This window comes from Anoxybacteroides tepidamans, assembly GCF_014201465.1.
GTDB lineage: Bacteria > Bacillota > Bacilli > Bacillales > Anoxybacillaceae > Anoxybacteroides > Anoxybacteroides tepidamans.
This window is the reverse complement of the sequence record NZ_JACHEP010000006.1, coordinates 91,372-106,079: the sequence shown is the minus strand read 5'-3', so window position 1 is coordinate 106,079 and position 14,708 is coordinate 91,372. Positions and strand designations below refer to the sequence as shown.

The following is a 14,708-nucleotide window of genomic DNA, read 5'->3' as shown; positions in this document are numbered from 1 at the left end:
GATACCATCTGTTGCCTACATATGTACAATACAAAAAAAGAGGTGTGCTCGACACCTCTTTTTGTTTTCATGATTTACAGAGCTTTTACATTTTTCAATTCAATCGGACCCATTCCGCGCGGAAGTTCAATCGTTTCGCGCGTTTGCGCCCCTAACGCTTCAGCGATGTAATCCGCTGCAATCGTTGGATCTAAATTTCCACAAGTATAAACGTCAATGCTAGCATATCCATGTTCTGGAAAGCTGTGAATCGTTAAATGCGATTCAGAAATAATGACGACTCCACTTACTCCTTGCGGCGCAAACTTATGGAATGCCACTTCCCGAATTTCCGCGCCAGATTTCAAGGCTGCATCAACAAATGTTTTTTCAATAAATTCCATGTCATTCAGCTTATCAAAATCGCATCCCCATAATTCTGAGATAACGTGACGACCCATTGTGTCCATCAAAAAATCCCCCTTTAACAAATTTTCCAAAAAATAAACATGAATTTCTTTTGCATAATGGCATGTATAACTACCACGGGGGAAAGTTAGTCCAAAGAGGTCCTAACCCTTTAAGTAGTCACATTACCGTGCGTGTAAGAAGTTCACGAAACATAGTATACTTTGTTTATTTTTTTTTTGCAATACACTTTTTGATTTTTTTCTAAAATGAGAAAAACGCTGACCTTTGATCAGCGCTTTTTAGAAATTATGCATTTACTTTCATTTTTTCTATCATTTTGTTAGCAACTAAGTTCGCTAAATCGACGACGCGGCAAGAATAGCCCCATTCGTTATCGTACCAAGCGAGCACTTTCACTTTTCGTCCTTCCATCACCATCGTTGAGAGACCGTCAATAATCGCCGAATGCGGATTTGTATTAAAATCAATCGAAACGAGCGGTTCGGTTGTAAAATCGAGAATGCCTTTTAACGGACCATTCGCCGCACGAATAAACGCTTCATTTACTTCTTCGACCGTTACGTTTCTCTTAAGGTCAACGACTAAATCAACTAGTGATACATTTGGCGTCGGAACGCGAAGCGCCATTCCGTGCAATTTCCCTTTTAAGTGCGGCAACACTAACGATAATGCTTTCGCTGCTCCCGTTGTCGTCGGGATAATCGATTGCGCGCAAGAACGGGCACGGCGCAAGTCTTTGTGCGGATTGTCGATATTTTTTTGGTCATTTGTATACGCATGAACAGTTGTCATGAGTCCGTTTTCAATGCCAAACGCTTCATCTAACACTTTGACGACCGGCGCTAAACAGTTCGTTGTGCAGGAAGCGTTCGAAATGATGAAATGTTGGTCAACGTCGAGCATGTCTTCATTGACCCCCATCACGATCGTCACATCTTCATTTTTGCCCGGCGCCGTTAAAATCACCCGTTTTGCTCCCCCCTCTAAATGAAGGCTCGCTTTTTCTTTCGAATTAAATTTTCCGGTCGCTTCAATGACAATGTCAATGCCCAACTCCTTCCATGGAAGTTCTTTCGGATCGCGTGAATTCAATAGTTTTACTTTTTTTCCGTTCACAAGCAGCCCGTCTTCAAGCGCTACGACTTCTCCATCGAATTTTCCATGATTGGAATCATATTTTATTAAATGAGCCAACGTTTCCGCCGGATAGCTCGCATTCACTGCAACGATCTCTAAGTTTTGTGCATCAATGGCATTTCGGAACACCATTCGCCCAATTCGTCCAAACCCATTAATCGCTACTTTCGCTTTCATTAAATTTTCTCCTCTCAAATATATGTTATACTAATAATCTCATTTCCGTATAATTAGTATAACATATTTTAGTGATTTGTGTAGAGAAAATCATACGAAAAATAAAAAAAGACGTCCTATTTTATAGGACGCTCCATGTTGTTAAAATATGCAGTAGTTGCTCTCGCGTTTTTTCGATCGTTCCATTATTATCAATGACAGCATCGGCATAAGCGATTTTTTCTGATAACGGCATTTGTGAGCGAATTCGAGCAATTGCCTCTTCCCGAGAAAATCCATTCCGCTTCATCAGTCGCTCTAACTGAACGGATTCGTCCACATATACGACCATAATTTTGTCGACAAGATGGGTGAGCTTGCTTTCAAGTAAAAGCGGAATATCAAGAACGACCGTCTCTTCACCGCTTTTGATATATGCTTCTTTTTGTGCCATCATTTTTTTTCGAACAGCTGGATGAACGATAGCGTTCAGTTGCTTCCGTTTTTCTTCATCATGAAAAACGATCGCTCCTAGCCTCGCGCGGTCGATTGCGCCGTTTTCTTGAAGAATGCCGTTTCCAAACGTTTCGATAATTTGCCCGTACGCTTCTTCCCCAATCTCTACGACTTCCCGAGCTATGACATCTGCATCAATAACAGGAATACGAAGTTCCCTTAGCATGTGCGCCACTGTGCTTTTTCCGCTCGCAATCCCGCCCGTTAAGCCGATCGTCAGCGCCATTTCCTCTCCCTCCTTGCCTTTACTGTTGGCACTGTTCGCAATAATGAGTGCCGCGGCCAGCGACCGTGATTTTTTGCACAGGATGGCCGCATCGTTTGCACGGCTCTCCTTTGCGGCCATAGACAAACAATTGCAGTTGAAATGTTCCTGCTTCTCCTTGCGTATTCACATACGTTCGGACGGTGCTGCCCCCTTTTTCGACCGCTTCTTGTAATGTAACAATTATTTCCTGATGAAGACGCTCAACTTCTTCCGTTTTTATCGAGGAAGCAATGCGTTCCGGATGGACTTTCGCACGAAACAATACTTCATCGGCGTAAATGTTGCCAATTCCGGCGACAACGGTTTGATCAAGAAGCACATTTTTTATTTTTCGATTCGTTTTTTGAAGTTTGGTCATCAACAATTCAGGTGTGAACGATGGTGAAAACGGCTCTGGACCTAATTGTGATAAGGGAAGATGCTCGTCTTCCTCACCTATTCGAAACACGTGCATCGTGCCAAATTTCCGCACATCACGATACCGCAATTCTGTTCCATCCGTAAATTGAAAAATAACATGTGTATGCGGTTCAACTGGCATACCAGTTGTTTGCAAAAGATAGCGCCCCTCCATGCGCAAATGGGAAATGAGAACATGTTCTGTTAAAACAAATTTCAAAAATTTCCCACGACGTTCGACCGTACGGATGCTCTGTCCTTTTAACATCTCTGCAAACATGGCTACATCGTCCGGTCGTTTGATAATATTCGGCCAAAATACTTTTATATCTTGAATCGTTTTGCCGACGGTTAATGGAATGAGCATCCGTCTGACGGTTTCGACCTCTGGCAATTCTGGCATTGTCAATCCCTTCCTTTACTTTGCGTCATACCATGTCGATCCGAAATGATAATCCACCTTAAGCGGCACGCGTAGCTCGATGGCGTTTTCCATCACTTCTGGAACGATCTTTGTGAGCCGCTCAACTTCCGCTTTTGGCGTTTCTAAAATCAACTCATCGTGCACTTGCAATAAAATGCGCGCTTGCAGCTGTTCCTTTTTCAACCGATCTGCTAAATCGATCATCGCCTTTTTGATAATATCGGCGGCGCTTCCTTGAATCGGCGTATTCATCGCCGTTCGTTCCGCAAAGCTGCGCAAATTGAAATTGCGGCTTGTAATATCCGGAAGGTAACGGCGGCGATGTAAAAGCGTCGTCACATATCCTTTTTGTTTCGCTTGTTGCACGATATCTTCCATATATTGTTTGACACCTGGAAAGCTGGCAAAGTACCGCCCAATAAATTGTGCCGCTTCTTTGCGGGAAATGTTCAAGTTTTGCGATAAGCCGTAATCGCTAATGCCGTACACAATGCCAAAGTTCACCGCTTTTGCTTGGCGGCGCATTTGCGGCGTCACTTCTTCCGCGCTGACGTGAAAAATATCCATCGCCGTTTTCGTATGAATGTCTAAATCGTTGCGGAACGCTTCGATTAAGTTTTCGTCATTGGCAATATGCGCCAGAACGCGCAATTCAATTTGCGAGTAATCGGCCGCAAAAATGACCCAATCCGGCTCGGATGGAACGAACGCTTGACGAATTTTCCGGCCTTCTTCCAAGCGAATCGGAATATTTTGCAAATTCGGTTCTGTCGAGCTTAATCTCCCTGTTTGCGTTAACGCTTGATTGAAAATTGTATGAACTTTGTTCGTATCGGGATGCGTGACTTTCAGCAACCCTTCCACATATGTCGATTGCAGTTTGCCAAGTTGGCGATAATGTAAAATTTTCTCGACAATTTCGTGATGCGGCGCAAGTTTCTCTAACACATCCGCCGATGTCGAATAGCCCGTTTTCGTTTTTTTCATAGCCGGCAATTGCAGCTTTTCAAATAAAATGACGCCTAATTGTTTCGGAGAATTAATATTAAATTCCTGTCCTGCTAATTGGTAAATTTCTTGTTCGAGCGCTTTTAACTGTTCATGAAGCTCTTTTCCCATGTCATTGAGCCGTTGAACATCTACTTTTACCCCAATAAATTCCATTTCTGCTAAAATGACGGTCAGCGGCAATTCTAATTCGGTAAACAATGAATATTGCTCATTTTCTTTTAAATCCGCAATGAATTCTTGCTTTAAAGCGCGAATCGCTATCGCTTTCCGGACAAGATGTTCTGCCAGCGTCTGTTCATCCGGCACTTTTTGTTTTGCTCCTTTGCCGTAAACCGCTTCGTCAGGTTGCACGTTCGTATATTGCTTCGTTTTTGCAACGGAAGCAATATCTTCCGTCGATTGCGATGGATTTAAAAGGTATGAGGCGATGAGCAAATCAAAATCGATTCCTTTCATCTCGACCCCTCGCCATTTTAAAGCAACGATCGCTCGTTTGGCATCGAATACGCTTTTTTTCTTCCGCTCATCTTCAAGCCATTGTTTAAAAAGTGAAGAGGATAACGCGACATCCGTCGGAATAAAAAAGTTCCCTTTTTTATTCGCGAGCGCAAATCCAACGATCGGAGCTTTATGATAGTTCGCTTCAAGCACTTCAACCACAAGGGACGCTTCGTCTGTCAGCATCGAATCGGTGATTTCCCGGACAATAGCATATTGAATCGTCGCTAAATCGGCCGTTTCTTCTTCCTGTTCTTTTGCAGCAATTTTTCCTAGCAGCGAGTTAAACCCAAGCTCTTTAAACAGAGCGGTCACCTTGTCGAGATCGTATCCTTCATATTTCGTATCTTCCAATGTAATGTCAAGCGGTGCGTCACGCAAAATCGTCGCTAACTGCTTACTGATAAGAGCTAGATCGCGATGTTGTTCGAGGTTTTCTTTTACTTTTTTTCCGTTTACTTTTTCAAGTGATTCAAGGATCTGCTCGACCGTTCCAAATTCTTTTAATAGCTTTAACGCCGTTTTTTCACCAACCCCCGGCACTCCCGGAATGTTGTCGGATGCATCTCCCATCAATCCTTTTAAATCGATGATTTGTTTTGGCGTTAGCCCATATTTTTCTAGTATCGTCTGAGGCGTATATGACTCGACATCGGTAATTCCTTTTTTCGTAATATCGACCGTCACATATTCCGAAGCAAGTTGCGTTAAATCGCGGTCTCCTGAGATGACTTTCACTTCAAACCCTTCTTTTTCCGCTTCGGCGCATAGCGTACCGATAATATCATCCGCTTCATAGTTATCCAGTTCATATGAACGAATTTGATACGCCTCTAGCAGCTTGCGCAATAACGGAAATTGTTCCGACAATTCCGGCGGGGTTTTTTGTCTTCCTCCTTTATATTCTTCGAACGTCTCATGCCGAAACGTCGTTTTCCCAGCATCAAATGCCACCAACATATGCGTCGGCTGCTCTTCGGCTAAAATTTTCATTAACATCATCGTAAATCCGTAAATTGCGTTCGTATGAACCCCTTTGTCGTTATGTAAAAGCGGCAAGGCGAAAAACGCCCGGTAAGCAATGCTGTTGCCGTCGACCAGCACCAATTTTTTCTTCAAATATTGTCCCTCCTTCAATCATCTTACCTTTATTGTATCACGGCTAGTAACATTAATGAAAAAAAGACGAGAACATTTTTTCGTTCTCGTCTTTTCAAGGGTTGGCTCCTTGGATGAAGGGGTTTTTCACTACTTATCGTAACAAACGTTTATGAATGAAGCGTAAAGGGGATGTTAACATTTTGTAAATCTACCCTTCTTTCGGAAAATGAACGGTAAATGTCGTCCCTTTTCCAACTCGGCTTTTGACAGTAATGTAGCCGTGATGGGCTTCAACTAAATGTTTGACGATGGCAAGACCCAATCCCGTTCCGCCAGAATTGCGGCTTCTCGCCTTATCGACACGATAAAACCGCTCAAAAATGCGCGGAATTTCCTTTGCTTCAATGCCGATTCCTGTATCTTTGACATGAACGAGCACTTCATCGCTTTGTTCTTCGACGTGAACTTCTACACTTCCATCTTTTGGCGTATACGTAAGAGCGTTTGTAATTAAATTAATAAATATTTGCTTGAGCCGGTTGCTATCTCCTGCAACATATACTGGCTTCGAAGCATTCAATTGCAATTCAATATTTTTTTCTTCAGCCTTTCCATTAAACATGACGATCAGCTCTTCAAGAAGTTGTGTCATATTGACATTTTCAATGTGCAATTGGAATCCTTGCTGCTCCATTTTCGATAAATCTAGCAAATCTTGAATTAAACTTTGCAGCCGCTCGCTTTCTTTCAAAATGATTGATAAAAAATGTTCCAATGCCCGCTCATCTTTCATTGCTCCATCTAATAACGTTTCGGCGAATCCTTTAATCGACGTGATCGGCGTTTTCAATTCGTGCGATACATTCGCCACAAAATCTTTTCGCATTTGCTCAAGTTTTTTCAGTTCGGTAATGTCATGGAAAACGAGAACAATTCCTTTCCATTCATCGTTTGTACCGATAATGGGGGCACCGTATACTTCAAAATGTTTCCGTTCAATATCCACCGTCAAGACGAGCTGCTTTCGGACTTTTGTTTCTTTCATAAAAATTTCGTCGACAAGCTTGACGATCTCTTTATGAACAAACGCCTCTGTATACAGCCGGTGCAAATAATCAGCAGGACGGATATGAAAAATTTCCTTGTATGCCCGATTCACCAAGTTAATATAGCCGCGGCTGTCGATCAAAATTAAGCCGCTGCCGACATTTTCAATAAGCGTATGCAAGCGATCCGTTTGCATTTCTTGTATTTTGCTCATTTCCTGCAAATTGCGGGCCAAAATGTTAATCGAATGGCTAAGCATTCCTGTTTCATCACTAGGTGTTTCATATACCCGCGCTTTATAATTTCCTCTCGCCAGTTCAAAAGCTACCTTTGTCGCCGCTTCAATCGGTTTCATATATTGATCCGCAATTTTGAGCCCCAACAAAATAATGACAACTAACGCTGTTCCTAAACTGCTAACAAGCACACCCCAAATTTGCTGGTTAATCTTCTTTAACGAATTGACAGGGGTGCTTAAAATCACGTATCCTACATCTTTTCCGTGCTGTGAAAACGGAACAATATAATAATACACATCCTTCTTTTCTTCGATAATTGAAAGATTATTCGTTTTTTTGCTATGCAAAATATCGCGCACGATTTGTTCATGCGCATCATCGCTAATATTCGCGATACGCCCCGTATCTAACAATGTCCGCTCTTGGTGATCAAGCACGGTGATGCGTGATGACAGCGTTTCGCTCATGTCGGTGATTTGCGGGCGAACCGCATCAACCGTCTCCCTCTCAAGTAAAAGAGCGATCATTTTCGCCTCTTTTTCAATGCGCTTATTCATCGTTTCTAAATAAAAATCTTTAAATAATTGCCCTAACAATATCCCGAGGCAAATGAGCACAGTCACGATTAAAGAAACAAGCGCAAACAAAAGCCGTGAACGGAAACTAGTCATCGTTTTTTGGCTCCTCAAGCTTATAGCCTAATCCGCGAATGGTTTTAATATATAATGGTTTTTTTGTATTTTGTTCAATTTTCTCACGCAAATGACTGATGTGCACATCGACAATGCGCGTGTCACCGGCAAAGTCGTAGTTCCATACAGCGCTTAACAATTGATCGCGCGTCAGTACACGTCCCTTATGTTTGGCTAAGTAGACAAGAAGTTCAAATTCTTTCGGCGTTAATTCAAGCCGTTCTCCATTAAAATACGCTTCATAATGATCGGGGAAAATTTCTAAATCACCGATAACAATCTTGCTATGTTCTTCTTTTTCCTCTTGTACAGGTTGTGACTGAATGCGCCGCAAAATGGCTTTGATGCGCGCTAACACTTCCCGCGGGCTAAATGGCTTTGTCATATAATCATCAGCGCCAAGTTCCAAGCCGAGTACTTTGTCAAATTCGTCATCTTTTGCCGTTAACATTAAAATCGGTGTCATCATTTTTTGCAGCCGTAATTGCTTGCATACTTCGATGCCGTCCATTTTCGGCAACATTAAATCGAGAATCATCAAGTCCGGCTGCTCGCGAATCGCTTTTTTCATCCCTTCTTCTCCATCATTCGCCGTAATGACTTCAAACCCTGCTTGTTCCAAATTGTACTGTAACAGCGTCACAATGGACGGTTCATCATCTACTACTAACACTTTTTTGCTCATATTCTCCTCCATATTTCATAAAATCTCTTTTTTCATTATACCATACCACAAAAAAAGACTGCCTCTTAAGGAGACAGCCCATACCATTAAAAATTTTCTAAAAACCGGCTATCGAGCGTTGATATCGCGTGTGGAGGGCAGACCATCAACGTTCCTTCGAGCACTTTTTCTTTCTCGTCGCGCAACGCTTCGACCGCAATCGTAATCGAATGATCTTCTATATCTACCCCTTTGACTTCAAACCAAAATTGCAGCTGTTCATAATGATAGACAGGCTTAAGAAAATGAATATCATGCCTTTTAATATGGCTTCCCGGACCCGGCAAATATTTCGAAATGGCGGACGTGATCATTCCTGTCAACATAATCGCAGGAACAATCGGCTTTTTCAACGGTGTTTGTGAAGCGTAGTCGTGCTGGATGTATAGCGGATTCGCATCATCGGTTAATCCGAGATACAGCAATAAGTCTTTATCTTCAATTTTCGCGTTAATGACTAATTTTTCCCCGACCGTGATTTCTGATATATTTCTCCCGAGCTTTCGCTTTTTTAACATCGCTTACACCCCTTTGTTTCGAAAGCGTTTTCATTATGTATAGAAACAAACATTCGGGAATGCCCCGAATGTTTGTCCACACTTTATTCTAATACTTTCATGACATTTTTTACGGATTCGACGGATTTCGCAAGCGCCGCTTTTTCTTCTTCCGTAAGTTCAAGCTCGATTACTTTTTCGATACCGTTGCCGCCTAAAATTGTCGGTACGCCTAAGTAAATGCCTTCATATCCGTATTCACCTTCAAGGTAAGCGATCGCCGGCAGCACGCGGCGTTGATCTTTAATGATCGCTTCAACCATTTCGACAAGCGAAGCTGCTGGCGCATAGTAAGCACTGCCGTTGCCAAGCAAGTTCACGATTTCGCCGCCACCTTTGCGCGTACGTTCCACAATCGCATCTAAACGCTCTTTCGGAATTAACGTTTCAAGCGGAATGCCGCCTGCATAAGAGTAGCGTACGAGCGGCACCATATCATCGCCGTGTCCGCCTAACACGAAGCCGGTAATGTCTTTCACCGAAAGATTTAATTCCTGAGCAACAAATGTACGGAAACGTGCCGTATCAAGCACGCCCGATTGACCAATGACGCGGTTTTTCGGGAATCCTGACTCTTTATAAACGGTATACGTCATCGCATCGACCGGGTTTGTCAACACGATAATATAGCAATTCGGCGAATATTTAACGATTTCTTTTGTGACGGCCTTCATAATCTTTTGGTTCGTTGTCACAAGGTCATCGCGGCTCATTCCCGGTTTGCGCGCAATCCCTGCCGTGATGACAACGATGTCGGAATCAGCCGTATCCGCATAGTCGGATGTGCCGATAATGTTTGCATCAAATCCCAATACAGGGCTTGATTCAAGCATATCCAACGCTTTTCCTTTTGTCGGGTTCTCTAATTGCGGAATATCAACGAGCACGACATCTCCGAGCTCTTTTTGTGCTAAAATGAACGCTGTTGTCGCACCGGTAAAGCCAGCACCAATCACTGATATTTTTTTTCGTTTCATCGTCATTTTTCCCATCCCCTTTTTTGTTTCATTCCCCCATATTGCGAATTAACGCATCAGCAAACTCCGAACATTTCACTTCTGTTGCGCCTTCCATGAGACGAGCAAAGTCATACGTAACCACTTTCGACGCAATCGTTTTTTCCATTGAATCGATGATCAATTTCGCTGCTTCGTTCCAACCAAGATGTTCAAACATCATCACGCCCGATAAAATGACCGATGACGGGTTCACTTTATCCAGTCCCGCATACTTCGGCGCCGTACCGTGAGTCGCTTCAAAAATCGCATGCCCTGTTTCGTAGTTAATGTTCGCACCAGGAGCGATGCCAATGCCGCCTACTTGTGCTGCTAAAGCATCCGAGATGTAGTCACCGTTCAAGTTCATCGTTGCGACAACATCAAACTCGCGCGGACGCGTCAAAATTTGCTGCAAGAAAATATCGGCAATCGCATCTTTAATGATGATTTTTCCTGCAGCTTCCGCTTCCGCTTGCGCTTTGTTTGCCGCTTCTTTTCCTTCCGCTTCAACAATGCGGTCATATTCCGCCCAAGTGAACACTTTATCGCCAAACTCTTGTTCTGCTAACTCATAGCCCCAGTTTTTGAACGCGCCTTCCGTAAACTTCATAATATTTCCTTTATGTACGAGCGTTACCGATTTGCGGCCATGCTCGATCGCATAATTAATCGCTGCCCGCACGAGGCGTTTCGTCCCCTCCTCCGAAATAGGTTTAATGCCGATTCCCGACGTTTCTGGGAAGCGGATTTTGCGGACGCCCATTTCGTTTTGCAAGAAATCAATCACTTTTTTGACTTCTGGTGTCCCCTTTGCATATTCGATGCCGGCATAAATGTCTTCCGTGTTTTCGCGGAAAATGACCATATCTGTATCTTCAGGACGCTTTACTGGAGAAGGTACGCCTTTAAAATAACGAACGGGACGCAAACAAACGAATAAATCTAATTCTTGGCGAAGCGCTACGTTTAACGAGCGAATTCCACCACCTACCGGCGTTGTAAGCGGGCCTTTAATCGCAATTATGTATTCACGAATGACATCAAGCGTTTCTTGTGGCAACCATTCTCCTGTCAGCTTGTATGCTTTTTCGCCGGCAAGAACTTCTTTCCACACAATTTTCTTTTCGCCTTTGTACGCTTTTTCAACCGCTGCTTCTAGCACACGGGATGCTGCCGCCCAAATATCAGGGCCTGTCCCATCCCCTTCAATGAAAGGAATAATCGGATTGTTTGGCACGTTTAGCACGCCGTTTGTGACTGTAATTTTTTCACCTTGAACCACTTGTAACAACCTCCAATGTATTTAATGTGAAGGGCGAGAAAATGCGAGCATCCTCCCGCCCTTTGTTCCCATCGCTGCGTAGCTTCGGTCCCCGACCCCTAGGACCAACGATTCTCCCTTTTTCTATCCTCTTTGTTCAATCGGCACATAAGCCCGTTTCGCTGGTCCTGTGTACTCAGCGCGCGGGCGGATGAGACGGTTGTTCTCATATTGTTCTAAAATGTGCGCAAGCCATCCTGACATGCGGCTCACAGCAAAAATCGGCGTAAACAAATCATGGTCAATTCCTAAACAATGATACACAGACGCAGAATAAAAATCAACGTTTGGCGGCAATGCTTTCGTCGAAGTGACGATGTCTTCAATTTTCGTTGACATTTCATACCAATGCGGCTCACCAACAAGTTTCGTTAATTTTTCTGACATTTTTTTCAAATGTTTTGCACGCGGATCGCCTTTGCGGTAAACACGGTGGCCAAATCCCATAATTTTCTCTTTGTTTTCAAGCTTTTTGCGAACATACGGCTCGGCGTTCTCAACAGTGCCGATTTCTGTAAGCATTTTCATAACTGCTTCGTTTGCACCGCCATGAAGCGGACCTTTTAGGGCACCGATTGCCGCTGTAATGCCGGAATAAATATCAGACAATGTCGCCACACAGACACGCGCTGTAAATGTCGATGCGTTCAGCTCATGATCTGCATGCAATACGAGTGCTTTATCAAACGCTTCAACAGCAATTTCATTCGGTTCGTTTCCTGTTAGCATATACAAGAAGTTAGCGGCAAAGCTCAAATCTTGGCGCGGTGTAATCGGCTCCAATCCTTTTCGAATGCGTGAGAACGCTGTGACGATCGTCGGAATTTTTGCCTGCAAGCGAATCGCCTTGCGATAGTTTGCTTCCGAATCCATGACGTCGGCTTCTTCATCGTACAATCCTAACAAAGAAATCGCCGTGCGCAATGCCGCCATCGGATGCACTTTGTCGATCGGATACAATTTGAAATGTTCAATAATTTCGTTTGGAATCGCTGCATTTTCGGCTAGCTGCTTTTTCAATTCTTCCAGCTGCTCTTTCGTTGGAAGCGCGCGATGCCAAAGCAGGTAAACAACCTCTTCAAATGTAGCATTTTCGGCTAAATCGTCAATATCATAGCCAACGTACGTTAATGTGTCATCGATGATGGAACTAATGCTGGAAGTCGTTGCAACAACCCCTTCAAGACCGCGTGTTACTGTCATAGACATCTCTCCTTTTCTCTAAAAATTCCCCTTCTCCCATTATGTGCTTCATGATGTGAGAGCGAGCGCTTGCTCGAAATGATAGAATAAAAACCAAAAAAGAAAATGCTTACATTTTATATTGTATTCGTATTGTCACCCGTTCATTGATGCGCGACAATACGAATATCATCCAAATATGGCGTAGACAAAGAAAAGGGCGCTTGTCTATATTATAAACAATTATCTGACTTTTGTGAATCAAAACCGCTCATTCTTTGTCAATATTATCATAAAAAAATGATTTTCATAAATATTCTATCATTTTTATAACCATATACGCAATTCCCGCCCCAATGAGCGGACCGACCGCAACGCCATGGAACAATGAAACGGCAATAATTGTTCCAAGCACAAGAGCAGCCGTTATATGGGGATCCGCCGATAATAACGTTATTCCCCCTCTTGCTACCAAAGCGACGAGCACCCCTGATAGAAGCGCGACCCAAGCCGAAAACGACTGCAGTGATGCCACGAGCTGCTTAAAGCCGATCTCACCTGTAGCAATTGGCGTCAGTACAGCGATCGTGATAATCGTGACCCCCCAATGAATTCCTTTAGCTTGAATCGCTGGAAGCCACTTTTCTTCTAAACCGATTATTTTAATGGATAACAAAATCGAAACAGCAATAATTAGCGATTGGTTTTTCGCGATTATACCCGTCACCAGCAAAATAAGCAAAAATAAAATGGGTTCATTCAAGTTTTGTCTTCCTTTCCAATAAAAATTGAAACCTTCTTCTTTTCATAAACGTATATAATAATGTAGTATTATACTATGGATAAAATTTGGAGGTGAAATTTTGTCCCATCAATATTTACATAGCACGCTTCGTTTTCTTTTCGTTATCGCAGCCGTCACGCTCGGCGCTATCGCCATTTATTATACCGCAACGGTTACATATCCGTTTATTATCGCGCTTTTTACTGCTTTTTTTATCAATCCTTTTGTGAACTACTTAGAAAAGAAAAAAATACCAAGACCATTAGCCGTTATCATTGTGTTAGTTTTATTATTTGCAATTTTGGCAGGCTTGGTCACGTTGCTGATCGCTGAAATTGTTTCAGGCACGCAATATTTAGCGGAAGTGGTACCGAGCCATTTTCAAAATCTCATTGTTTATATCGAAGACTTTTTTGCTAGCCAAATCATTCCGCTTTACAACGATTGGGCTGCTTTATTTAAAAATTTAGATGTGAGCCAACAAGATACGATTATGAGCAACATTCAAGCAGTCGGAACGAAAATAGCTACAACGGTCGGGCAATTTATTCAAGGGTTGCTGCAAAACATCCCGAAGTTGCTTAGTTGGCTACCAAACGCAGCAACTGTCATCATCTTTTCACTGCTAGCTACTTTTTTCATCAGCAAAGACTGGTACCGATTAAGTAGTGCGATTCAACATTTTTTGCCAAACAAAGTGCAAAAAAGCGGACGCACCGTATTTATCAATTTAAAACGAGCGCTGTTCGGTTTTATAAAAGCGCAAGCAACGCTCATTTCCATTACGACCGTCATTGTGTTGATTGGACTGTTGATTTTGCGCGTCGACTATGCGATTACGATCGCGCTCATTATTGGCATCGTTGATATTTTGCCGTATTTAGGAACAGGAATTGTCTTTGTTCCTTGGATTATATACGCCGCTGTTAGCGGAGACGTACCGTTTGCGATTGGATTAGGGATTTTATACATCGTGGTGCTCGTTCAGAGGCAAATTATGGAACCTAAAGTTCTTTCGTCCTCGATCGGTCTTGATCCGCTCGCTACATTAATCTCTCTATTTGTCGGGTTCAAACTCCTCGGTTTTCTCGGTTTAATTGCCGGTCCGGTGCTTCTCGTCATCATTCGGGCATTGCATAGCGCCAACGTCTTTCATGATCTCTGGAATTTTATTACCGGAAAACCGTCGACGTAAGAAAAGCGAAAAGCTCAACTCCCCAATTTCACCTACAGGCAGCCCACG

At 43.1% G+C, this 14,708-nt stretch carries 13 protein-coding genes; 1 reads left to right on the top strand and 12 read right to left on the bottom strand.

Going from position 1 to position 14,708, the window contains the following annotated elements:
- Positions 1-74 precede the first annotated feature (74 nt).
- The 12 genes from speD to HNQ34_RS07850 all read right to left on the bottom strand — a co-directional run bounded on the left by speD (position 75) and on the right by HNQ34_RS07850 (position 13,444).
- Complete coding sequence (gene speD, locus HNQ34_RS07905) at positions 75-449, bottom strand: adenosylmethionine decarboxylase (RefSeq protein ID WP_183253328.1); 375 nt, start codon at positions 447-449, stop codon at positions 75-77.
- 247 nt (positions 450-696) lie between these two features.
- Complete coding sequence (locus tag HNQ34_RS07900) at positions 697-1,725, bottom strand: glyceraldehyde-3-phosphate dehydrogenase (RefSeq protein ID WP_183253326.1); 1,029 nt, start codon at positions 1,723-1,725, stop codon at positions 697-699.
- A gap of 121 nt (positions 1,726-1,846) precedes the next feature.
- Positions 1,847-2,446 (bottom strand): dephospho-CoA kinase, encoded by a 600-nt coding sequence (gene coaE / locus HNQ34_RS07895; RefSeq protein WP_183253324.1) that lies wholly within the window; start codon positions 2,444-2,446, stop codon positions 1,847-1,849.
- A 19-nt stretch (positions 2,447-2,465) separates the two neighbouring features.
- A complete protein-coding gene (gene mutM, locus HNQ34_RS07890) occupies positions 2,466-3,290 on the bottom strand; it encodes a DNA-formamidopyrimidine glycosylase (RefSeq protein ID WP_183253322.1) in 825 nt (274 codons plus the stop codon).
- 15 nt (positions 3,291-3,305) lie between these two features.
- A complete protein-coding gene (gene polA / locus HNQ34_RS07885; RefSeq protein ID WP_183253321.1) occupies positions 3,306-5,939 on the bottom strand; it encodes a DNA polymerase I in 2,634 nt (877 codons plus the stop codon).
- A gap of 190 nt (positions 5,940-6,129) precedes the next feature.
- On the bottom strand, positions 6,130-7,878 hold the full coding sequence (gene pnpS, locus HNQ34_RS07880; RefSeq protein WP_183253319.1) for a two-component system histidine kinase PnpS: 1,749 nt from the start codon (positions 7,876-7,878) through the stop codon (positions 6,130-6,132).
- Positions 7,871-8,584 (bottom strand): response regulator transcription factor, encoded by a 714-nt coding sequence (locus HNQ34_RS07875; RefSeq protein ID WP_183253317.1) that lies wholly within the window; start codon positions 8,582-8,584, stop codon positions 7,871-7,873. Before HNQ34_RS07875 ends, pnpS begins: the two co-directional genes overlap by 8 nt.
- An 86-nt stretch (positions 8,585-8,670) precedes the next feature.
- On the bottom strand, positions 8,671-9,141 hold the full coding sequence (locus HNQ34_RS07870) for a MaoC family dehydratase (protein WP_183253315.1): 471 nt from the start codon (positions 9,139-9,141) through the stop codon (positions 8,671-8,673).
- Between the two features lie 83 nt (positions 9,142-9,224).
- Positions 9,225-10,163, bottom strand: a complete 939-nt coding sequence (mdh, locus tag HNQ34_RS07865) for a malate dehydrogenase (protein ID WP_183253313.1) — start codon at positions 10,161-10,163, stop codon at positions 9,225-9,227.
- Between the two features lie 22 nt (positions 10,164-10,185).
- Entirely contained in the window at positions 10,186-11,460 is a 1,275-nt protein-coding gene (gene icd, locus HNQ34_RS07860; RefSeq protein WP_183253311.1) for an NADP-dependent isocitrate dehydrogenase, read from the bottom strand.
- 123 nt (positions 11,461-11,583) lie between these two features.
- A complete protein-coding gene (gene citZ, locus HNQ34_RS07855; RefSeq protein WP_183253309.1) occupies positions 11,584-12,702 on the bottom strand; it encodes a citrate synthase in 1,119 nt (372 codons plus the stop codon).
- A gap of 286 nt (positions 12,703-12,988) precedes the next feature.
- The gene (locus HNQ34_RS07850; protein WP_183253308.1) at positions 12,989-13,444 is read right to left on the bottom strand and encodes a DUF441 domain-containing protein; all 456 of its coding nucleotides are present in this window, start codon (positions 13,442-13,444) and stop codon (positions 12,989-12,991) included.
- A gap of 100 nt (positions 13,445-13,544) precedes the next feature.
- Here HNQ34_RS07850 and ytvI point away from each other — a divergent pair, with 100 nt between their 5' ends.
- Positions 13,545-14,660: a sporulation integral membrane protein YtvI gene (gene ytvI / locus HNQ34_RS07845; protein ID WP_183253306.1), complete on the top strand. Its 1,116-nt coding sequence runs from the start codon at positions 13,545-13,547 to the stop codon at positions 14,658-14,660.
- Positions 14,661-14,708 lie beyond the last annotated feature (48 nt).